At 48.4% G+C, this 20,516-nt stretch carries 21 protein-coding genes; 12 read left to right on the forward strand and 9 right to left on the reverse strand.

The features are described 5' to 3' along the window. Positions 1-95: 95 nt before the first annotated feature. Positions 96-1,094, forward strand: coding sequence for an SGNH/GDSL hydrolase family protein (locus tag OXH18_RS01170; RefSeq protein ID WP_268610597.1), 999 nt, complete (start codon positions 96-98; stop codon positions 1,092-1,094). A 125-nt stretch (positions 1,095-1,219) separates the two neighbouring features. Beyond that, positions 1,220-1,660 carry a cupin domain-containing protein gene (locus tag OXH18_RS01175; RefSeq protein WP_268610598.1) on the forward strand — a complete coding sequence of 147 codons (441 nt, stop codon included), beginning with the start codon at positions 1,220-1,222 and terminating at the stop codon, positions 1,658-1,660. A gap of 138 nt (positions 1,661-1,798) precedes the next feature. Here the strand turns inward: OXH18_RS01175 and OXH18_RS01180 are convergent, their stop codons facing one another. Further along, positions 1,799-2,068: a hypothetical protein gene (locus OXH18_RS01180; protein WP_268610599.1), complete on the reverse strand. Its 270-nt coding sequence runs from the start codon at positions 2,066-2,068 to the stop codon at positions 1,799-1,801. Between the two features lie 270 nt (positions 2,069-2,338). On the opposite strand from OXH18_RS01180, the gene OXH18_RS01185 reads away from it, so the two are divergent. Next, the gene (locus OXH18_RS01185; RefSeq protein WP_268610600.1) at positions 2,339-2,749 is read left to right on the forward strand and encodes a hypothetical protein; all 411 of its coding nucleotides are present in this window, start codon (positions 2,339-2,341) and stop codon (positions 2,747-2,749) included. Between the two features lie 4 nt (positions 2,750-2,753). Here OXH18_RS01185 and OXH18_RS01190 read toward each other — a convergent pair whose 3' ends face one another. Together OXH18_RS01190 and rph are read right to left on the reverse strand one after the other, a co-directional pair. After that, the gene (locus tag OXH18_RS01190; protein ID WP_268610601.1) at positions 2,754-3,206 is read right to left on the reverse strand and encodes an SRPBCC family protein; all 453 of its coding nucleotides are present in this window, start codon (positions 3,204-3,206) and stop codon (positions 2,754-2,756) included. A gap of 180 nt (positions 3,207-3,386) precedes the next feature. Next, the gene (gene rph, locus OXH18_RS01195) at positions 3,387-4,115 is read right to left on the reverse strand and encodes a ribonuclease PH (protein WP_268610602.1); all 729 of its coding nucleotides are present in this window, start codon (positions 4,113-4,115) and stop codon (positions 3,387-3,389) included. Positions 4,116-4,572: 457 nt separating this feature from the next. Between rph and OXH18_RS01200 the strand changes: the two genes are divergently transcribed. The 5 genes from OXH18_RS01200 to uraD all read left to right on the forward strand — a co-directional run bounded on the left by OXH18_RS01200 (position 4,573) and on the right by uraD (position 8,005). After that, on the forward strand, positions 4,573-5,109 hold the full coding sequence (locus OXH18_RS01200; protein WP_268610603.1) for a P-loop NTPase family protein: 537 nt from the start codon (positions 4,573-4,575) through the stop codon (positions 5,107-5,109). A gap of 130 nt (positions 5,110-5,239) precedes the next feature. After that, positions 5,240-5,821, forward strand: coding sequence for a dCTP deaminase (gene dcd, locus OXH18_RS01205; protein WP_268610604.1), 582 nt, complete (start codon positions 5,240-5,242; stop codon positions 5,819-5,821). Positions 5,822-6,016: 195 nt separating this feature from the next. Beyond that, positions 6,017-7,048 carry a glycosyltransferase family 2 protein gene (locus OXH18_RS01210; RefSeq protein ID WP_268610605.1) on the forward strand — a complete coding sequence of 344 codons (1,032 nt, stop codon included), beginning with the start codon at positions 6,017-6,019 and terminating at the stop codon, positions 7,046-7,048. 57 nt (positions 7,049-7,105) lie between these two features. After that, positions 7,106-7,477: a hydroxyisourate hydrolase gene (uraH, locus tag OXH18_RS01215; RefSeq protein ID WP_268610606.1), complete on the forward strand. Its 372-nt coding sequence runs from the start codon at positions 7,106-7,108 to the stop codon at positions 7,475-7,477. Positions 7,478-7,480: 3 nt separating this feature from the next. After that, complete coding sequence (gene uraD / locus OXH18_RS01220) at positions 7,481-8,005, forward strand: 2-oxo-4-hydroxy-4-carboxy-5-ureidoimidazoline decarboxylase (RefSeq protein WP_268610607.1); 525 nt, start codon at positions 7,481-7,483, stop codon at positions 8,003-8,005. Between the two features lie 52 nt (positions 8,006-8,057). Here uraD and OXH18_RS01225 read toward each other — a convergent pair whose 3' ends face one another. The 3 genes from OXH18_RS01225 to rppA all read right to left on the reverse strand — a co-directional run bounded on the left by OXH18_RS01225 (position 8,058) and on the right by rppA (position 12,160). Further along, a complete protein-coding gene (locus OXH18_RS01225) occupies positions 8,058-9,869 on the reverse strand; it encodes a peptidoglycan-binding protein (RefSeq protein ID WP_268610608.1) in 1,812 nt (603 codons plus the stop codon). A 249-nt stretch (positions 9,870-10,118) separates the two neighbouring features. Further along, positions 10,119-11,384 (reverse strand): sensor histidine kinase, encoded by a 1,266-nt coding sequence (locus OXH18_RS01230; protein WP_268610609.1) that lies wholly within the window; start codon positions 11,382-11,384, stop codon positions 10,119-10,121. Positions 11,385-11,437: 53 nt separating this feature from the next. Next, complete coding sequence (gene rppA / locus OXH18_RS01235; protein WP_268610610.1) at positions 11,438-12,160, reverse strand: two-component system response regulator RppA; 723 nt, start codon at positions 12,158-12,160, stop codon at positions 11,438-11,440. 195 nt (positions 12,161-12,355) lie between these two features. Here rppA and OXH18_RS01240 point away from each other — a divergent pair, with 195 nt between their 5' ends. Further along, positions 12,356-12,742 (forward strand): hypothetical protein, encoded by a 387-nt coding sequence (locus tag OXH18_RS01240; protein WP_268610611.1) that lies wholly within the window; start codon positions 12,356-12,358, stop codon positions 12,740-12,742. Here the strand turns inward: OXH18_RS01240 and OXH18_RS01245 are convergent. Both OXH18_RS01245 and OXH18_RS01250 read right to left on the reverse strand, forming a co-directional pair. Next, a complete protein-coding gene (locus OXH18_RS01245) occupies positions 12,739-13,491 on the reverse strand; it encodes an alpha/beta fold hydrolase (RefSeq protein ID WP_268610612.1) in 753 nt (250 codons plus the stop codon). The genes OXH18_RS01240 and OXH18_RS01245 overlap by 4 nt on opposite strands. A gap of 377 nt (positions 13,492-13,868) precedes the next feature. Continuing rightward, positions 13,869-15,416: a SagB/ThcOx family dehydrogenase gene (locus tag OXH18_RS01250; RefSeq protein WP_268610613.1), complete on the reverse strand. Its 1,548-nt coding sequence runs from the start codon at positions 15,414-15,416 to the stop codon at positions 13,869-13,871. A 344-nt stretch (positions 15,417-15,760) separates the two neighbouring features. Between OXH18_RS01250 and OXH18_RS01255 the strand changes: the two genes are divergently transcribed. From OXH18_RS01255 to OXH18_RS01265, 3 genes are all read left to right on the forward strand, one after another. Then, positions 15,761-16,213 (forward strand): hypothetical protein, encoded by a 453-nt coding sequence (locus OXH18_RS01255; RefSeq protein WP_268610614.1) that lies wholly within the window; start codon positions 15,761-15,763, stop codon positions 16,211-16,213. Positions 16,214-16,589: 376 nt separating this feature from the next. Beyond that, complete coding sequence (locus OXH18_RS01260; RefSeq protein ID WP_268610615.1) at positions 16,590-17,393, forward strand: bacteriorhodopsin; 804 nt, start codon at positions 16,590-16,592, stop codon at positions 17,391-17,393. A gap of 54 nt (positions 17,394-17,447) precedes the next feature. Further along, complete coding sequence (locus OXH18_RS01265; protein ID WP_268610616.1) at positions 17,448-19,061, forward strand: alpha-amylase family protein; 1,614 nt, start codon at positions 17,448-17,450, stop codon at positions 19,059-19,061. A gap of 48 nt (positions 19,062-19,109) precedes the next feature. Here OXH18_RS01265 and mgtE read toward each other — a convergent pair whose 3' ends face one another. Further along, entirely contained in the window at positions 19,110-20,480 is a 1,371-nt protein-coding gene (mgtE, locus tag OXH18_RS01270) for a magnesium transporter (protein ID WP_268610617.1), read from the reverse strand. Positions 20,481-20,516: the final 36 nt, after the last annotated feature.

A 20,516-nucleotide genomic window follows, 5' to 3' on the forward strand; every position in this document is an offset into this window, starting at 1 on the left:
TTTTTTACAGACTATTCCTTGGCTTCGAGTTATGATGAGGCGGTGTTACGCACACTAAGGTTCGCTGAGTCGCTAGCTGAAATGGGTTTGGGTGAGTGCGAAATAAACGTTCTAACTATTGTTCTATCGACTATCGATCGATTCGACAGTTTAAAAGCCGTTCCGTTCGGTTCGTAGCGAATTTCGTCAAGTTTTCTCCTGTGATGCTGCAACTGCGGTTCCTGCCAAGTTGGGTGTTTCTCTCTTTGGCAGCGAATGGCCTACTGCTAGCAGCGTTACTGGGGGTGTCGATGCAGATAAGAAATTCTGCCTCGTTGACTCCAACAACAGCACCCTCTGACCTCAACGTTAACGTTAGCTCAACTGGGGCGACGGTGAAGGCAACAACAGCACAGGCGAATCTGACCACATTGACCACCTCAGGTCATGAAATCAGGCCCCGACCCTCGCTGACCTATGAGCAGTGGCAGGTGCTCCTAGCCCAAGAAGCGGAGGCTGTGATTGAACAAAAACCAGAGCATTTGGCAATTTTGGCAGGAGATTCTATTAGCCTCTGGTTTCCCCAAGCCCTGCTGTTGAACGATCGAACTTGGCTCAATCAAAGTATTTCTGGCGAGACTTCGATGGGTTTGTTGCGTCGGCTTTCGGCTTTCGATCGTACTGATCCAGACACTATCTTTATCATGATTGGGATTAATGATTTGTTACGGGGTTTTGACCAGGAAGCCATTGTAACCAATCAACAAGAAATTGTTCGCACCCTGAAGGCGTCCCACCCTCGAGCGCAAATCGTGTTGCAATCTGTATTGCCCCATGCTTCAGAGGCTGCCACCTGGGAAGGACGCGATCGGCTGTTGAAGCTACCGAATACTCGCATTCAAGACCTTAACCGCGAGTTAGAAGCCGTCGCACAAGACGAAGAAGTCTATTTTCTCGATTTGTACTCACTGTTTGCGGATGAACAGGGCAATTTGCGCATGGAACTGAGCACGGATGGGTTACACCTCAACGAGCAAGGCTATCAAACCTGGAGTATTGCCCTCAAAGTTTATAACCAAGAAGTGCTAGAACCCGCGATCACGATTTACGAATAAATCTCGATGGACAAGTAGATGCATAAAACATGTACATCTTGTCATGATCGCAACAATTCTTGATATACGTTTTTTCTAAACTGCGGATAGGCTGAATGTAGGAACGCAGCTTTAGGAGGTTTCATATGGCTTTGGTAAAACAGGTGGAGGTTCGCCTGCTGGACTCCATCAAGTCAGGCATGGTGGAGTTCTATACTCCACAAGCGAGTCATGAAACGATGCTAGCCCAAATCCCGGCCAGCACGATCGATGACTTATTTGTGCATCATTTCCAGACCGATCAACTGCTGGTTGTGAGGGGTAGCTTCGTGCTGGTGATTCTGCAAAATCGGGAGTATCACTATATTCCACTCAGCGATCGTCAGCCCAAAGTGGTGACGATTCCGCCGGGCATACCACACGGAGCCATCAACCTCAGCCAAGAGCCATGCCTGTTGGTCAATGCTGTACTACGACATGGCCCTACTTACGAGAAAGATTATCGTCCCCTACGCAAACCCTTTCCGTTTGATATCGCGAAAGCCCGTACTCTTTTGACCGAACTAGCGCTTCCTGTCACTGCCTGATCGGTGGTTGGTAGCTAGTAGGTGGCGCTAGTGTGAGTGGCTGTAAGCGCTATCTGCTCGTCTGAGGAAAGTTGATTACAGGCAGTATTCCGGCAGCATTGTACAGGCAATATTACAAGCAATATTACAGGCAATATTCTAGTGAAACCGTTTCCGCTTGAGAAACTCTGAAATCACCTGCTTGCCGTTTTTTGGTCGAAGCGAGGTAGCAGTAGCGACTGTAGAGATGCTAGCAGGTCGATATAGAGATTCACCAGTTCGGATTGGTAAATCTACGGATTGCTGACGTAGGGACAGCCAACGATCGCGAATTAAAACACGCAGCAATTCATCCGATGTGATATTCTCTTGTTCTAAAATTTCTGCCAAAAGCTGTTCTGTTTCCCGGTCTAATTCTTTTGTTATCATCAGTTCACCAACCCGCCCTACGCTAGAAAAACTGTTATTAATTAAGATTCCATCCTAGCCAGATCAGGTCACTGTTTTCCATAATTTTTTAGTATTTTCAGATTTGCTGAGACTGACTTTACAAAACTATGGAATCTCGGATCATGGTTCTGCAAGATTACTTGTAACGTCATGGATTGTAATTCGGCTGACTTGGGCGATCGCCCAGTCCCTTTAGACGCTTTTTTCGCTATGATTTGGGAACTATAATTTTGCACATCGAACATACCTATGCAGTTTGGCCCCGGGTTTCTGCCAACGTTTTTGTACTATTTCACGACGGCAGGCGTGTTGGTGGCACTGGTTGCCTCTAGAGGGATGGGGTTTAGCCTAAATTCCGGGATGCCCGGCCGATTGGGGTTGATGGGCGGAGTCGTGGCCGGGTTGCTAGGAGCCTATTTCAACCGCACCACTACTGTAGATGTGCAATTTCAGGGACAAAAGAAGTTTTTAGCCGAGCTAGAAACAACCCTGGCAGCAATGGGTTATCAGCTTGCCGCGCAGGAGGAGGATCTACGCATCTATGAGCGATCGAACTTAAGCAAATGGCTATCGGGTAAGCTCTATGTTCAGCTTGAGCAGAATCATGCCACAATCGCTAGCCGGGCTGGAACGTTGCGGCGATTGCGAAAGCAGATCTAGGAGATTACTTGGAAGAGTTGGAATAGGCGTTCAAGGCATAGTCACGAAATCGGTTCATATCCGCCTGAATTGTAGATTCTACTACCCGTCCTAGAAACAAATTGTCCATGAGCTTGCCTAAAATTCCGGGAATGGAATAAGCGACCGTTAATTTGACGATGCTGTGGTTGCCGCGATCGTAAAACCGAATGGCTCCTCGGTTGGGCAACCCATCCACTGATTCCCACTGAATGATTTGATGCGTCACAAGTTTGGTAATCCGCGACAGCCAGCTAAACTCAAACCCGCCCGATGCAAGTTTCCAGCGTGATAGGTCTGGATCATCTTCCAGTACCTTCACCGAGTCAATCCATTTCATCCACTTTGGCATTTGCTCTAAATCCGACCACAGATTCCACACGACCTCAATGGGCGTTTCCACTTCAACTTGGACGGTATGTTCGAGCCAGTCGGTCATGGGAAGAATAGAAAGAACGGCTAAAGGATGAAGGCTGGAGGCTAAATCGAAAGAGACGAAGCATGGAGGATGAAACCCTCTGCATCCTAACAGGATATCAGGTCTAGGCTGGGTTTGCCGGGCAAGTACCAGTCACACCGCGTTGCCGACTTCAGGAGTGCCCAACCTAGTTTTGATCGTTCAGGAATGCGGCTGTTGCAAGGCCTGTCGCTGTAATTGCATCAAGGTTTTGATTCCCTTTTCAGCCACATCAAGCATGCGATCGAGTTGAGCACGGGTAAAGCTACCTTCTTCGGCCGTACCTTGCAGTTCAATCAGGCCCAGTTCATCGTTTAGGACAACATTGAAGTCCGTGGTGGCTGCCGCATCTTCGGTATAGTCCAAGTCAAGGAACGGCTCACCGTCTAGGAGTCCGACTGACACCGCCGCAATTTGATGGCGAATTGGAGAACTGGTTAATTCACCGCTTTGCAGCAATGTGTCGATCGCATCGCTGAGGGCAACAAACCCACCCGTGATCGAGGCAGTGCGCGTGCCAGCATCCGCCTGCAACACATCTGCATCGATGGTCAGGGTGCGTTCTCCTAACACTTTCATATCTAGCGCTGCCCGCAAACTGCGCCCAATCAATCGTTGAATTTCTTGCGTACGTCCAGAGAGCTTCATGAATTCCCGGGGCTGTCGTTGCAAAGTGGCGGCTGGCAACATGCGATATTCTGCTGTAAGCCAACCCTGCCCACTGCCTTCGAGAAATTTAGGAACACCCGGTTGCACCGTAACCGTACAAAGCACACAAGTATTGCCGCTGTGAGCCAGCACCGACCCTGCTGCATAGCGGGTAAAATGCCGTTCAAACCGAACAGGACGAAGTTCGTCGGGTTGCCGACCGTCAGGACGCTGCCAAGCCATAGGGGATTTAGGAGGGGATCTATAGATTTGATGGGAGAGGACAGCCTCAAATTCTCACTCAGAATACAAGGGATTCGCGCTAGAGGCTAGAGGGAGAAGAGGAGTTGCTGATAATAAAACGAGGAATCTCACGAGAAATGAAAGCCGCGATCGACTACTTCCCTTTCCGCGCCCCTAGTGACACCAATCTGGGCAGCGATCTCAAACCCAACTAAAACCAACAATTTCTAAATTCAAAGTTATATGTAGCGTTAGATGGCAGAAATTTTTTCAATATCACGCTATATTTTGCCTATGTGAAGAACGAGGTGGATCAGCGAGAAGGACGATCGTCCGTTGGTTTCTCCATACCTTTGTACTATAAATAAAGAAAATCTTAAGCTGCCTAAACTGCTAGCGCGCTTGTCCCCTCGGTTCATTATTTGGCTTGGCTACTGATCCCCATTCGAGATTAATCATGGTTTCCCAACTTGAAACACCCCTCCGCGACAGCAATCATTCCCTGCCCTATGCGATCGAAGGACTGGTTCAGGTTTTTACCTGCCCCCATCGCAGCTTTTTTACTGGGGTGATGGCGCAAGCCCTTCGGATTGCCGGACAGGGAACCCCTGTTTTAATTGTGCAGTTCCTTAAAGGTGGCATTGGGCAAGGTCCACGGCAGCCAATTCAACTGGGACAACATTTAGATTGGATGCGCTGTAGCCTCATGCGGTGCATTAATACACCAGAATTAGAACCGACTGAAACCGATGCCCTGCGCGAGCTTTGGGAACATACGCAAACGGTAGTGTCCGAAGGTAAATATTCGCTCGTGGTTCTGGACGAGTTGAGCCTCGCCATTCAGTTTGGCTTAATTTCCGAGGCAGAAGTGCTGCATTTTCTCAAGCATCGTCCCAGCCAAGTGGATGTGATTTTAACCGGGCCCGAAATGCCGTCTGCTATCTTGGACGTAGCCGATCAGATTACAGAACTGCGCCGCACCTATCGCCCCTAGCCACTCGCCCTTATCCTGCGATCGAATTTTCCCCCAATCTTCTAAGTTTCTTAAAGCTTTCTCCGCGCTCGCGTCGGACAGAGCGATCGTTGGTATAACTAAACCGTTATTTCTCTCATCCTTCAGTTACATGATTAAAAACGACACCTGGATTTTGGAGATGGCGGCGAATGGCATGATTGAGCCGTTCGAACCTCGGTTAGTGCGGCATGTAGATGGACTCCCCGTTATTTCCTATGGCCTTAGCAGCTATGGGTATGACCTGCGCCTATCTCCGTCTGAATTTCGCATTTTCAAACACATTCCCGGAACCGTCGTTGATCCAAAAAACTTTAACCCGGCCAATTTGGAACCTGTGGCGCTGCATTCTGATGAGAACGGCAGTTATTTCATTTTGCCGGCACACTCCTATGGGCTAGGCGTCGCCCTAGAGCGTTTAGCCGTGCCTGAGAATGTTACAGTCGTGTGTATTGGCAAGAGCACCTATGCGCGCGTAGGTCTGATTGCAAATTTAACCCCAGCGGAAGCCGGATGGCGCGGACACTTAACCCTAGAGTTTTCCAACTCATCTAGTGCCGATTGCCGCATTTATGCCAACGAAGGCATTGTGCAACTGCTGTTTTTGGAAGGGGCCCCGTGCGCCATCAGCTATGAAACCCGGCGGGGTAAGTATCAAGATCAACCAGAACAAGTGACCTTAGCCAAAGTCTAAGATGATCTGGCACTTGCTGCGATCGAAACTTCTCACTGCCTGCTAGATTACTGTCATGTACTTCTTTAGGAAGAAACATGAAACAATGGCGTTTGCGGATTTGTGGCAGAACGTCTGAAATAGTAACCCAACGCAACCCGTAATCTGTATCGTCGAGTGGTGAGGTGTCGAGTGGTGAGGAGGGATGAAGTGGCTATGAGTGCATCATTGTTACCGGAGGAATCGCGATCGACCGTTTTGGTATCGCCCGAACTAGAAGTTTCGGTGGTGGTGCCGGTTTATAACGAAATTGAAAGCATTCCTCGGCTCATTGAGGCGATCGCCACTACGCTGCAACAGCACCACATTGCCTACGAAATCATCTGTGTAGATGATGGTTCCAAAGATGGTTCGTCGGAGTTGCTACGGCAGATGGCCCGCACTCGGACTGATTTGCGAGCGGTGCTGCTACGGCGCAACTATGGGCAAACGCCAGCAATGGCAGCAGGGTTTAAGTACGCACAGGGACAAGCCGTCGTTACCCTAGACGGGGACTTGCAGAACGATCCAACGGATATTCCCCGCTTGCTGGCTAAATTGGACGAAGGCTATGACTTGGTGAGCGGCTGGCGCAAGCGTCGGCAAGACGCTATGTTGACTCGTCTGATTCCATCTAAGATTGCCAACTGGTTGATTGCCAAAGTTACGGGCGTGAATCTGCACGACTACGGCTGCTCGCTCAAGGCCTATCGATCGGAACTGATTATGGACATGAATCTGTATGGCGAACTGCATCGATTTATTCCAGCCCTGGCCTTTATTGAAGGAGCTAGAATTGCTGAAATTCCAGTGCAGCACCATGCTCGGCAATTTGGCCAGAGTAAATATGGGCTAGGTCGCACCTTTCGGGTGTTGATGGATTTGTTCACCATCTATTTTATGAAGCGGTTTCTGACCCGTCCAATGCACGTATTTGGGCTATTTGGGTTAATATCAATGCTGATCGGGGTTGGCTTAGGCGCGTATTTGACTTTTGTGAAGCTAGCCTTTGGCGAAAGCATTGGCGATCGACCGTTGCTAATTCTAGCCGTTGTCTTGTTTTTAACTGGGGTGCAATTGTTTAGCTTTGGCTTAATTGCTGAACTGATGATGCGAACCTATCACGAATCGCAAAATCGCCCCATTTACCGCGTTCGTGAAGTGGTAGAAGCTATCAAGAACCGATCGGACTCTAGAACCGTTGATTAGAGTTTCTGTCAGTGATGCCAATGCTGCAACGGATTTCCTACGCCATTTCCTACCACTATGCCTGGTCAATTAACTGGTCAATTAACAACGCACGTTCTAGACACTGTACACGGTGGTCCTGCTGCCAATGTGGCGATCGAGCTTTGGCAAGTGCCGCCTTCAGGAGACAAAACGTTGCTGAAATTGGTGCATACCAATGCGGATGGTCGAACAGATGCACCTCTGCTGGCGGCAGACGAACTGCAAGCGGGCGTGTACGAATTAGTGTTTGCGATAGGCGCATACTTCGATCGATCGATGCCATCGTTGCCCACCCCGCGCTTTCTCGATCGCGTTCCGATTCAGTTTGGTATTGCCAATCCAGAGGCCCATTACCACGTGCCCCTGCTGGTTTCGCCGTGGTCGTACAGCACCTATCGAGGAAGCTAAGCGATGTCTGAATCGAAGTCTGTTGCACCGCCCTATTCCCTGACCACGATCAACCAGATGAGTCAAGAAGAGTTCGTGGCGGCATTGGGGGCTGTGTTTGAGCAAACCCCCACGATCGCTCAGCAAACTTGGCAGCAGCGACCTTTTACTAGTCTGGAAGCGTTACATCAGCGCATGGTTGAGGTCATTAGGGCAGCGCCTATTGAGGCGCAACTGGCCCTAATTTGTGCCCATCCCGATTTGGGTAGCAAAGCCAAAATGGCAGTAGCCTCGGTGCAAGAGCAAGCGGGCGCTGGACTGGATCGGCTATCTCCCGAAGAGTTCGATCGCTTTCAAACACTGAATCAGGACTATAAGACAAAGTTTGGGTTTCCTTTTATCATTGCAGTGCGCAATCACACCAAAACCAGCATTCTAGAGGCATTTGAGCAGCGCTTACAACACTCGATCGACACCGAACGAGAGCAAGCCTTGACTGAAATTTTTCAAATCGCCAAGTTTCGATTAGCAGATTTGATCGGGGCGTAGCCACCAGCGCTCTCGTTGGGGGGCACTTCCTCATTCAGCGCAACGTTGGTCGTTATCCAGGTTGCACAAGCGGCAGCGGTTGAATGGGATGCACGGATGCATTGGTCGAACTTTTCGGCTTTACATTCTCTGCTTTATTTAAATTCAAGATAAAGGATTTATCGATCGATACGCCTTTGGCGTCGGTGCGGCGAACCGTAACGATATGGCAAACCTTATCTTCAACGTTCAAGACCGCTTTGTTCATAATCCTCAATTCATTTCCTTCAATCTTGAAGTATCCTTCTGCATTATTAAGCAAGGTGTAGGTGTAGGTATTTCCCGTTTTTGCATCAGAGGCAGGGAGCGTAGCCACCAAGGTGCTTGCCTCTTCAACGGGCCGATCGGGGTCATTGCTAAGTTGAGACGAGTTGATGGACATTTGTGGCATTTTTGTCACTCGTTGATTTCTCGCTGTGTGGTTTGCGATCGAAATTGGAGTGCTAGGCTCTGGCAGAGTAACAGCCCGATAGCCATGATTGCTTCTGGCAGTGGACGCGCTGAAACGCTGGGAAGTTCGATGGGTTGGAGCTTGCTGCTGAGGAGAGGTCGATGAGTCTACTACCAGGTTTCTCAAGGGTTCAATCACGCCGTCATTGGCCAAGGCAGCCTCTAGGACAGGTTCCATTCCAGAAGCAGCCACATTGCCATTGATTTCAGCTTGGTAGGCAGCTTCAGTGCTGATTGATGAACTCATCGACGAACTGATTGAAGAGGTTTGAGGCACAGATGCAGGTGCAGCCGACGGTTGAGGAGTTGATGATTGCGGAGCGCGATCGGTGGTTGATTTGGCTGTGGGTTTGACAGCCTGATCAGGCGATGCCGAACGGCGAGAAGCAACAGCAGAAGTTGGTTGAACGGTTGGTTTGGCGAAAGAGGGCTTGGCCGTTTTTGGGGTAGCAACAGCGGACTGAGGGCGCTGAGGCACTAATTTTTCCAAGAGGTTAAACCATAGACTACTGATGGTACGGTTCCAGAAAATAACGACATTACCACCGCCATAAACTAGTGCCCAAAGCAACATCCAATAGTACAAACTGTCGTTGTCAACAGGCTCACGCTCAATGGGTTGAGGGGCGGTAGTCGCTTCGGGGCGCAATTGGTTAGAAGCAGGTGCAGATTTGGTCTCTTCACTCGGCTCGATCGCAACCGCAGGTTCTGTCGCTTGGGAGGGTGCAGCTTGGGACGATCTGCCTGAATCAGTGTTTTCAAAGGCTGGGGCGGCAGTTGACTGTCCCTCTCGTGCCTGTAGTTTTTGCCAGGTCAAAGCACCAACAACGCCGTCCACCCCTAAACCGTGAAACTGCTGAAATTTGGCCACAGCGGCTTCGGTCTTGCTTCCATAAATGCCATCAATTTCCCCTGTATAGTGTCCCAACTGGTGTAAGTGGGTTTGTAGCCTGCTGACCGCCTCACCGCGACTGCCCAGGCGCAACAACGGCATCGATAACGGCATCGATTCAGATGTCCTACGAGACTGCCCATTTTCCCTGGTTTGCCTATCACTAGCTGTCAGCACTGCATGGAAGGACTCAGGCTCGGTGGGGCGTGGAATGGTGCTGTCTAGACGGTGGACTTGCGACGAATTATCAGCATGAAGATCCTGTCTAGTACTTGCCAGATTCGATCGCACAGGTTGTACCACTGCCACTGTTTCAGGAGAACTGATACAGTCAACCGCTGCGGTGACAGCAACAGCAGAATTCCCCTGGCTCTGGTGCTGAGGTTCAGGGCAGGTCGAGACACTGACAGGAGTAGGAGTAGTTGCTGCATCAGTACAGGTGACACAGGTAAGCAGCAGCAAGGCAGAAGGATTAGCAGCCATCGATCCTGGGAGTGAAGGTAAGTTGGTAGATTCCCCCAAGTGATTCTGAGCACCAATCGCAATGCGCAAAAACGCTGAATGCGCTGACCCAATTAGCTGACTTTTGTTCCACTATAATGCACAAAGGATTTCTTCAGGCAAGTCGATTCAGTAAAAATATATTTAACGATGGTTTTAGTCTAATTAGGTCAATCTTGTTTAAAGATTTCCCAAATGCACCGTTTATATCCCATGATTGTCGGTGAATAGCTAAAGTGGTAGCTCGATTTGAAACGTAGAGCCTTGGCCCGGCGTACTCATCACTAGCAGCCTTCCCCCATGAGCCTCAACAATTTGCTGCGCGATTGCTAATCCTAGTCCAAACCCACCCTTTTCTCGAGTTCGCTCGGTATCAACCCGATAAAAGCGATCGAAAATATAGGGCAAATCGGACGCTGGGATGCCAATTCCGGTATCCACCACTTGGATGGTGGTCCGATCGGAATGGGGTTCTAGGCGTAGCCACACTGTTCCCCCTGCCTGTGTGTACTTACAGGCATTGCTCAGCAGATTCTCGATCGCCTGTCGCAGTAAATCTGGTTCGGCGGATAGATGAACAGGCACTTCCGGTAAATGACTAATGAATTTAATGTCTTGCTGAGCCGCTTGCAGTGCGTAATCCGTTGCTAATTTCTCGAGAAGTTCGTTGAGGTGAATCCATTTCAGTAACTCTGGGGCTAATCGTCCCTGATGACGAGCCAGCAGCAATAAATGGCTGACCAACGTACTCATTGATTTAGTGCTGTCAATGATATTTTCCATTAAAGGACGCAACTGGGGATGATCTATCGCTGTCAATTGCCCGACTTGGGCATTGGTGAGAATGGCAGATAGGGGCGATCGCAACTCATGGGATGCATCAGCGGTGAAGCGTTGCAGTTGTTGATAGGACTGCCGAATCGGTTGCATCGCCACCCCACTTAATAGCCACCCTGTTAAGCCAATCATTCCCAGAGCGATCGGAAGCAACAAGGTCAGCAGTAGTCGAAATTGCTGAAGATCTGCTTTTAAACTGGTCATCGGAATGGCAACTTGCAGATGACCAATTAATTTACCAGCATCCTGTACGGGTAACGTTACTTGCCGCACCCATAGAGGAGATATTTGAGCATCCTGCAACTGAATGGTTTCAAATCCAGCAGGTCGATCAAGCTGAGGTGGTGGCGGTGGCCCAAAAAACTGGGTAGCTCGTCCTTGGGCATCATACCAACGAATATAAAGCAGGTCGCTATCCATGGGTTGAGCACTGTTTCCTAGAATGGGAACATTGGTTAGATCAACCTGGTACTGTTCTTGCTCTATGCCATATTGCACGCTGGCCGCCAGCACCCTAGTCGTTTTATGCAAAAGTCGATCGATCGACTCTAGCTTGTCTTCAGCCCGCAGGTAGTAAATGGTGCCGGAAAACAAAAAGAGAATGCTGCCCATAGACAGCGTGAACCAACGGGCTAAATTGCGACGACTGCGACTGAACATAACCACACAGAAAGAACAGATAGGTTAGCTCAACCCATGAACACTAGAACGTATCAAACGCGGCTAGCGACGCTCAAGGATTCTCGATCGCTGGTGCAATGACTGATGGGTGGATTCAATCGATATCCCATGCCATAGATTGTTTCGATCCAATCGCCTGCTCCAACGGTTTGCAGTCGTTGTCGCAGCTTGCGTACAAGAACTGTAATGGCGTTACTTTCAGGTTCTTCGCCCCACTCCCAAACCGTTTGCTCAATCTGACCACGAGAAAGAACTTGATGGGGATGCCGCATGAAATACTCAAGTAGCTGAAATTCCCGGCTAGACAGAGCCACTATCTCCCCTTGCCGTTCAACCGTTAAAGTATCGAGATGCAACTGCAAATCTGATACACAAAGGCTGTCTCCTTGCCAAAGCGGCGATCGCCGTCTGAGGGCCCGCACTCGTGCCATGAATTCAACGATGTCGATCGGTTTGACCAGATAATCATCTGCTCCCGCATCTAGCCCTGCTACTTTATCGAGCGTGGTATCTTTCGCTGTAATCATCAGCACAGGCGATACCTTTCCAAGGGCACGATACCGCTTACAGAGATTTAACCCGCTGATTTGAGGCAACATCCAATCTAAAATCAGCAAATCGTACTCTTTTTCACTAATTAGCCACTGAGCTGTTTCTCCATCGTTAACACCATCGACGTTATGGCCGGCTTGGGAGAGAACCGTTTGTAGCGGCATCAGTTGTTTGACATCGTCCTCCACCAGCAAAATCTTCATTGCTCTTGCTCTGCTCATTCTATATCGTTAGTCTAGAGAGCCATATAGAGCAAAGCATCATCCATCAGTGAGATTTCAAGCGATCGGCTTGCCCCCTAAGATGCAACTGTGTAATGCAACTGTGTAACACTTGATTGACTCACTTGGTTAAATACCTTTGGTTAAATACCTTATTACATTGGGCATGGGGGTTGTGTGCGACGAGCAGGAAATCAATGGCTAGGGACATTGGGGATTGAGTTTTGGCTACCTTTGCCAATTCTGGCGTTCTTATTTTGGCTGAGTTGCAGCCTGATCACCGTAGAGGTGCTCAGTCGTCCGTATAGTACGAAAGAGCGCTTGCAAGCCGATACCCAGTTAGAAGTGAGAGTGTCTGTTAACATTGCAACAATTCAAGCAGTCATTGATCAATCAGAGGACTTAACCCGAGTCGAGGTCATCACGGCCGACTCGAGTTTGCGCAGATTAGAATTTGAGTTTCCTGTAACCGAGTTTGCCGAGGTAGAAGCGACACTTGGCAAAGAATTAGGTTTATCGACCGAGGAAGTGAGGCAGTTAGTGCGCTATACGGTGGTAGATTAGCGAACACCTACCGTTGCTGGCGCTAAGGCTACCGTTTCATCTAGTGATAGCTGTTGCCAAAACGATCGAACCTCGTCTCCCACCTGTTGAGGATAAAAATAGTGGAAGAAGTAGCGTCCGCCGGGGCAAATCCACAAACGGGAATGAGGGTGTCGCCAATGTGACTCCCATCCTTGCAGTTGGTTAGGATCAAGCACCACATCATCGACACCGCCACACACTAACAACGGTACAGCCACCTCTAACGGTGGAAGACTCAATTGTCGAAATAAATTATGGGGCGATAGCGATTGCTCAAGATCCTGTTCAAGCAGTTTTACCAAGGCAGACATCGTACACGGCGGTGGGCAGCCAAATAGGTCATATACCATTTGCTGTAACACCTTCAAACGTGGACAGGGCAAAAGGCGGCGACGAACATGATAGTGGGCTTGCCAATCGAGGGTTGGTTGGACCCCCACCGAGCAGATAGCCAGCGATCGAACAGAGTCAGGATGACGCTGAGCATAGAGCAAGCCTAGCAATCCACCCGTTCCATGTCCTGCTAAGTGCAATGGTCGTGATTGTTGTTGAACATAATCATGTAAGAGCGTCAGAGCCGTTTCAAAGGAATTTGGTTCATCTTGAAGTTGGTTGTATTCCCATTGAGCTACAGTAGCAAACTGAGCTAAATAGTGAAGCAGCGGGCGATCGAAACAGCGCAGCCCAGAACTAACGCTGAGCCAAAGCATATCAGGTCGTTGGGGCATATGGATTCGTTGATGATCTAAGAATGAGGTGATAAATTGGAAAGCAATTTGCAAAAAATTCTACTTTGTAATCGGAATTGATTCATCTAAATCAAAGCTGATCCAGAGTAAGTCGATCAGTCGAGCGACAAGAAAGTCACAGGCGGATTCCAGCAAACGCCCCAATAGCAGGACACTCTGGTTTACAAGGAACGAAGAAACCAGGCGATCGAACAGAGAATCGAACAGAGATAGATGGCTCACAAGGTGGTTCATAGGGAATAAATGAGACAGGCTTATTGCAAAAGATATGCAATAACTTACAACAGCATATCGAGAAGTGGTACTACTTGCAAATAATTATCAATAAGTATTGGTAATAGCTAGTGGCAATTCGCTCAGCGCGGTCGCCCCAGGGTGGTGATGTAGAGAACAGCTTCATCGGCAGGAATACCCAACACCTCATTGACTTCATCATCGAAGAAACCAGCAATGCCGCTGACCCCTAGTCCCAAGCGAATGGCAGCCAAATTTAGCCGTTGTCCCAAGTGACCAGCATCCAGATGTAAGTAACGGTAAACTCGATCGCCATAGGTGGCTACGGCCGCTTGCAAATCGGCGGTATGAAACAACACGGCAGCGGCATCCCGACCTAAGTTTTGCCCCAAGCACAGCCGATGTAGTTGCCGCCGAAAGTTTTTGAATCGAATTTGTCGCAATTCTTGAGCATAGGGGGCATAGTAGTAACACCCTTCATCTAAACCGTCTACGCCAGATACGGCAATAAAGGTTTCAATCAACTTTAGATCAAAATAATCAGGAGTTGGGTCTAGCTGCTGATCTTGATAGTGTTGCGGTTGATAGGTAAAGTCAAGGAGTGCTTTCAGTTCATCGAGGCTTAAGTTAGCTCCACTGTAGGTTCGAGTCGATCGCCGTTGCACAATTGTTTTTTCCAGAAGCTCTAAATCGTTGCCCCAGTCAATTGGCTCGGTAGCGGTGGAAACCTTCAGACAGAAGGGAAAGTTATATTTATCTTCCTGTAATTGAGCGGATGGGTGCTGGGCAATAGACGCTAGAGATGAGGCAGATTCTTTCTTATTGGGATCTTCTTGCTCAGTGATGGCCGTAGCGTGGTGAAAATATCGCAGCAACTCATCGTCTGGAATGGCTGGATAGTCAGTTTGAGTACTAGAAGGTAAGGCGGTATAGCTTGGCAGCGTTGGATTGGTTGGCTGAGAGAAGCGATCGGACAGAGCAATGGCAACGATCGCCCCCTCTTGTTCTACATCTAGGTACAACAACTGATTGAGGGCATCATCAATAAACCCGCCAATAAGATGCGGGCGATAGGAGGTCAGGGCACTAGCAAGTTCAATATTTCCCAACAAATGCCCACTGTCTAGAAAAATGCGGCGATAGGCCCGATCGCGATATCGCCACGCCGATCGCATAAACACAGTGGTTACAATCAGTGCTAGGTGAGTGCAATCGAGGCTGGAATGCCAAAAACAGGCGTGCTGAAGCGGCACCCATACTTCACTATCCCAAAACCGCAGCAGAGAATGAGTTTGCGCTTGATAGTTGTACAACCCAGCCGGCAGCAGAGTTGTACCGCGAGAGACTAAATAAAGTTCAGCTGGATAGAGTGCACCAGCCGATGGTGTTGTGCGAAAGTAGACTGGCTCTCCGCTCCGAGTCACCATCCCCACCGTCAGCCCATAGCTATAAAACAAGAAACGGGAAAGCCGTCGCCACTCGTCTTGCTCGGCAGTGGATTCAGCTTTGTTGGTTAAATAGGATTTGAGATCAATGCCGGTGCCAATGCGATACTCTTTGAACGCAGCTGGTTGCTTTGTCCAGTCAAAGTCTTGGTCGGCGATCGTTTCAGGATGATATTTCGTTCGCTCGTGATAGTGTTGGGCGATGGAAATACGCGGGTCAGGCATACAAGATTTAGGACGGTGCGGCAGCTTTCTAGATCTTGACACTTTCGACCCCAGAATGACCATGTTGAATGCTGCATTTTTAAATGCTTGATTTTAGACAGGTTTCCTAGTCGATCGAGATGAGATAGGTTGGGTCTGTCCCTGTTGCTTCCTAGAGAAACCGGGGTTGGGGGAGGAGGGGGAGGAGGCAAAGAGTAGCTAGTTAACCAGCCCCCCTGTCCTTTTTTTCAACGGTGTAACTCCTAACTCTTAATCGCCAACGGCTGAATATAAAGATTTGGTTACAAGAAGTTGATGTGATCGATAGTAGACATGGCGTTGCTTAGAGACCGGAGCTTGATCTCATGCAAAGAATTTTGTCTCGGGCGGTGGTTCGGCATGTCATGAGTTTGGCGTGGGCGATCGGCTGCTTAATGAGTGCAACTGACGCAAAGGCTTATCAAGTTCAACAGGTAGGTCGGTTTAATATCGCATTTCATGTCACTCCCGATGATCAGCCTATTGCTAATCAGCCTTCCGAGGTCTGGATTCAAATCAGGCAGGGAGACGCTATAGTTCCTTCGTCACGCTGTCAAGATTGTCGATTAGTGTTGCTTGCTCCTGACGGACAACCTTTAAATCAATTTGATGGAGAAGAATTGCAACCCATTGGCTCAACTGTCTATGAAGGTGCGTTTGGCACAACCATGATTTTCGGTGCCCCTGGAACCTTTTTGGTGCAATTTGAAGGAACGATCGATCGACAACCAATTGATTTACTATTTGCCATACCTGTTCAAGCAGAACAACGCGACTAAATTAACAACAGTATCAGCTAAGAGCACGCGAAACAGTAACACAAACTCAGTCTCAAGTCAGATGCTAAAACTGGTAGAACTCAGGAGGATGAGGCTGTAGACTGAACGTTCAAATGATTGATTTCAACATCAACCACTGAAGGAGAGACTGAATGCGTTGGGCAGTGTCTCCTATTTTGCTATGGCCCCTATAGCAACAGGGATTGTAACGCTATTTGCTCCATTTGCTCTGAATATCTGCATATGAGATCCTTTTGCTCTGGATCAAGAAAATCCTATATAGAGATAAATTGCTAAATCGCGGTTGAGTAAACCTCACTTTTCTATCACATTTGCAGTCAATTCTAAAGTTGGGTGAATCTTTGAGGAAATCATTATGGACTTACAAGATATTTTTCATTGGGTGTATGTAGCAGGAATGGTAATCGGCGCGTTACATTTTTGGGCCCTGAGCCGTGATCCGCGAGGTGTGCCGCAATATGAATATCTTGTTGCCATTTTCATTCCGATTTGGTCAGGATTAGCTTACATGGCGATGGCGATCGATCAAGGTAAGGTGGAAGCAGCGGGGCAAGTAGCTCATTATGCCCGGTATGTAGACTGGATTGTTACCACACCTTTGCTGCTGCTAGCACTGGCTTGGACAGCCATGCAGTTCATTAAAAAAGATTGGGTGTTGATTGGTTTTCTGATGAGTACCCAGGTAGTTGTGGTGACAACGGGACTCATTGCAGATTTATCTGAGCGCGATTGGGTGAGATATCTCTGGTACATCTGCGGTGTCGTAGCGTTTCTAATTGTGTTGTGGGGAATTTGGGTTCCGCTGCGTCAGAAAAGCAAGAGCCAAGGCCCAGAGTTAGCGGATTTACACAATAAGCTAACAGTCTATTTCACGGTATTGTGGATCGGCTATCCTGTTGTTTGGCTAATTGGCCCATCAGGACTGGGATTAATTAATCAAACTGTAGATACATTCCTGTTTTGTCTCTTGCCGTTCTTCTCTAAAGTTGGATTCAGCTTTTTAGATTTACATGGATTGCGCAATTTGCAAAACCGTCGAGAAGCAACCGGAGCCGATCGCGTGGTTGAAAGAACCTTTCAGTTTGTCGATCGCCTCAGTGGGAGATCAACCCGACGAACCTCCAGACGCAGAACCCGATATCTTCCTGGCAAGTCGTAGACAACAAATTTTCGATTTATCGTTATTGCAGTTAAGCAGGCTTGAAGCAGCGGTATGCAATCATTGTGGTACAAAAATGCGATCGTCTATTCTTTGGATGTGGAAACATTCATGGACTCAAATGGCGATGGAATTGGCGATTTTGCTGGACTTACTCAACAACTCGACTACTTATCAGGACTGGGAATCACCTGCTTATGGCTACATCCATTTTATCCATCCCCAAAACGGGATGATGGGTATGATGTGATGGATTACTATAACGTTGATCCCTGCTTGGGAACGCTAGGTGATTTTGTGGAGTTCATGCACGAAGCCAAAGAACGCGGTATTCGTGTTTTGATTGATTTGGTCATTAATCATACGTCCATTCATCATCCCTGGTTTCAGGCGGCGCGATCGAATCAACACTCGACGTATCGCGACTACTATGTCTGGTCCGACGATCCGCCTCCGACCGATCCGGCAGAACTTGTGTTTCCGGATGTAGAGGACAGTATCTGGGAATACGATGAACAAGCCGGAGCCTACTATCTACATCACTTTTACAAAGAACAGCCTGATCTCAATATTTCCAATCCCGCTGTGCGCGATGAGATTCGCAAAATCGTTCATTTTTGGTTGCAATTGGGCGTGTCAGGTTTCCGAGTCGATGCCGTCCCCTATTTTGTCAAAAATGTTGATGTATTAGCCAAGCAATATGAACTAGAGAGTTTTTTAGAAGATCTGCGTCAGTATGTGTGTTCTCGTAATGCTGAGGCCATATTGCTTGCTGAGGCTAATGTTGAATCTGAGTCATTCCCACTTTATTTTGGTGATGGCGATCGAATGCATATGCTGTTCAGCTTTTTTGCCAATCAGAAGAAGTTTTTGGCACTGGCACGCCAGAATGTGGCTCCATTGATCGACGGGCTGAACCAGTTGCCTAATATTCCCCAGTCAGGTCAATGGTTGAATTTTGTGAGACATCATGATGAACTTACCCTAGACCAGTTAAGTGATGCTGAACGGAATGAGATCTTTCAGGCGTTTGCTCCAGAAGAGCACATGCAAATTTATGGGCGAGGTATTCGACGACGCTTGCCCCCGATGGTGAATGGCGATCGACGCTATATCGAACTAATCTACAGTTTGCTGTTTACGCTGCCGGGAATTCCCTTAATTCGGTATGGGGAAGAAATTGGCATGGGAGATGATTTGTCCTTACCCGATCGCGATAGTGTGCGGACTCCGATGCAATGGACAGATGCACCGAATGGAGGGTTTTCAACGGCTCCCAGCGGTCGTCTGTCTAAACCAGTCATTGCTGAAGGGGAGTATGGCTATCAACATGTTAATGTAGCCGCTCAGCAACGCGATTCTGAGTCACTACTGAATTGGTTCGATCGAGCAATTCGGATTCGGAAACAATGCCCTGAATTTGGTTGGGGGCGTTGGGTTATTATTGATATAGACGAACCTAGTGTGTTTGCCCACTCGTGTCAGTGGAACGGAAAGATGGTCGTAGCTGTTCATAATCTATCCAATCAGCCTTGTACCGTCACACTGAAATTCAGTTGCGATCGCCCCCTAGTTGATCTATTTGGCGATTGCCAATATGAACCGTGGCAAGGTGCGTCAGCCCTAGCACTGGAAGCTTATGGATATCGCTGGTTGCGGGCTGCCTAAAAACTATTCAACACATAGCCATACGTGTAGCTTCAATTTGCTAGAGGGCTATGCAACACCAACAAGCCAGTCAACTAACGAGAAATAAATTAAGAGTCCCAAAAAATCTTTGATTGTGGTGAGAAAGGGATCGGCACCCGTGGCGTGATCAAATCCAGACCGTAATAGTATCCAAGGCAGCACCGCTCCTAATACCGCTCCTAGCAGTACTACTGCAAACAACGCTATCCCTACTGCCATTCCTAATTGCGGTACATTATTCGGGATGCCTTGCCAGAAATACGCGATCGTACCGGCTGCTACTCCCAACACTAACCCAATCAGGGCCCCAATTGTTGCTTCGCGCACCAGATACGGAAAAAACCGACTAGCGTCAATTTGTTCCCATGCCAGTCCTCGCGCAAAAATCGTGGTAGATTGAGTGCCAACATTTCCGCCCATGTCCATGACCAAAGGAATGAAGATGGCGGCGGCAACAACTGTTTCCAAAGTGTCTTCAAATTGATCAATTACTCCTCCAACAATAAAACCACCAATTAAGGTGATCACTAGAAACAACAGACGTAGTCGCATGGCGTACCAGATCGGCCCACTGACTAAACGCTGACTCCAAACCCGATCGCGTCCTCTTAGGTTTCCGCCTACTCCAGCTTTTGAGTAGGCGGCTTCAGTCGCCTCTTCATCGATCAAATCAATAATATCGTCAAAAGTAATAGCCCCGACTAATCGTCCTTCTTGATCGGTAACGGGAATAGCTGGCAGATCGCAATCCTTCATCAGCTGAGCCGCCCGCACTTCGTGATCAACAACTCGCACCGCAATCTCTCCTTCAATCAACGTTTCGACGGCGGTATCAGGATGAGCTTTAATCAGAGTTGCTAACCAGGTATAGCCTCGATAGAAGCGTCCTTCGGTGAGGATAAATACCACTTGCAATTCATCGGAACGTAGTCTGGAGTTCCGAACCACATGAACTGCCTCTCCTGCCGTAGAGTGGCTGCGAACAGCCAAGTAGCGAGGACTCATCAAGCGCCCTGCACTTCGTTCTGGATATCCCAGTAGAGTATTGATTGTTTGGCGAGAGTCAGGGCTGAGGTCGGCAATCAATCGCTTAGTGACTTTGGCAGGCAATTCTTCAAACAACTGGACACGATCGTCTGGGTCAAGCGATTCAATTACTTCAATACTTTCGGGGTTCTCCATCGCTTGAATCAAATCGGCTTGCTCGTCAGGATTGAGGTATTCAAACACTTCAATTGCCTTATTTTTACCAAGCAATCGAAAGGCTAGCACTCGCTTCTGATAGTCCACATCATTCAACAAGCGCGCCAACTCAAAGCTACTGAGTTGATTCACGGTTTGCTTGGTTGCTTCAACAGAGGGTTGCTCCAACAGTTGATTGAGAATGTTACTCCGCATAATTTGAGTTTAGGATTCATTGCTCGATCTCAATAA

The sequence above is a fragment of the Thermocoleostomius sinensis A174 genome, from assembly GCF_026802175.1.
GTDB classification, from domain to species: domain Bacteria; phylum Cyanobacteriota; class Cyanobacteriia; order Elainellales; family Elainellaceae; genus Thermocoleostomius; species Thermocoleostomius sinensis.

Bases quoted from the DNA above. Each gene is read 5' to 3' on its own strand.
- OXH18_RS01255 (WP_268610614.1), top strand. From the start codon at position 15,761: ATGCAAAGAATTTTGTCTCGGGCGGTGGTTCGGCATGTCATGAGTTTG.
- OXH18_RS01185 (WP_268610600.1), top strand. From the start codon at position 2,339: ATGCAGTTTGGCCCCGGGTTTCTGCCAACGTTTTTGTACTATTTCACG.
- dcd (WP_268610604.1), top strand. From the start codon at position 5,240: ATGATTAAAAACGACACCTGGATTTTGGAGATGGCGGCGAATGGCATG.
- OXH18_RS01190 (WP_268610601.1), bottom strand. From the start codon at position 3,206: ATGACCGACTGGCTCGAACATACCGTCCAAGTTGAAGTGGAAACGCCC.
- rph (WP_268610602.1), bottom strand. From the start codon at position 4,115: ATGGCTTGGCAGCGTCCTGACGGTCGGCAACCCGACGAACTTCGTCCT.
- OXH18_RS01250 (WP_268610613.1), bottom strand. From the start codon at position 15,416: ATGCCTGACCCGCGTATTTCCATCGCCCAACACTATCACGAGCGAACG.
- mgtE (WP_268610617.1), bottom strand. From the start codon at position 20,480: ATGCGGAGTAACATTCTCAATCAACTGTTGGAGCAACCCTCTGTTGAA.
- OXH18_RS01225 (WP_268610608.1), bottom strand. From the start codon at position 9,869: ATGGCTGCTAATCCTTCTGCCTTGCTGCTGCTTACCTGTGTCACCTGT.
- OXH18_RS01260 (WP_268610615.1), top strand. From the start codon at position 16,590: ATGGACTTACAAGATATTTTTCATTGGGTGTATGTAGCAGGAATGGTA.
- OXH18_RS01180 (WP_268610599.1), bottom strand. From the start codon at position 2,068: ATGATAACAAAAGAATTAGACCGGGAAACAGAACAGCTTTTGGCAGAA.
- OXH18_RS01200 (WP_268610603.1), top strand. From the start codon at position 4,573: ATGGTTTCCCAACTTGAAACACCCCTCCGCGACAGCAATCATTCCCTG.
- OXH18_RS01210 (WP_268610605.1), top strand. From the start codon at position 6,017: ATGAGTGCATCATTGTTACCGGAGGAATCGCGATCGACCGTTTTGGTA.
- uraH (WP_268610606.1), top strand. From the start codon at position 7,106: ATGCCTGGTCAATTAACTGGTCAATTAACAACGCACGTTCTAGACACT.
- OXH18_RS01175 (WP_268610598.1), top strand. From the start codon at position 1,220: ATGGCTTTGGTAAAACAGGTGGAGGTTCGCCTGCTGGACTCCATCAAG.
- OXH18_RS01230 (WP_268610609.1), bottom strand. From the start codon at position 11,384: ATGTTCAGTCGCAGTCGTCGCAATTTAGCCCGTTGGTTCACGCTGTCT.
- OXH18_RS01245 (WP_268610612.1), bottom strand. From the start codon at position 13,491: ATGCCCCAACGACCTGATATGCTTTGGCTCAGCGTTAGTTCTGGGCTG.
- OXH18_RS01265 (WP_268610616.1), top strand. From the start codon at position 17,448: ATGCAATCATTGTGGTACAAAAATGCGATCGTCTATTCTTTGGATGTG.
- uraD (WP_268610607.1), top strand. From the start codon at position 7,481: ATGTCTGAATCGAAGTCTGTTGCACCGCCCTATTCCCTGACCACGATC.
- rppA (WP_268610610.1), bottom strand. From the start codon at position 12,160: ATGAAGATTTTGCTGGTGGAGGACGATGTCAAACAACTGATGCCGCTA.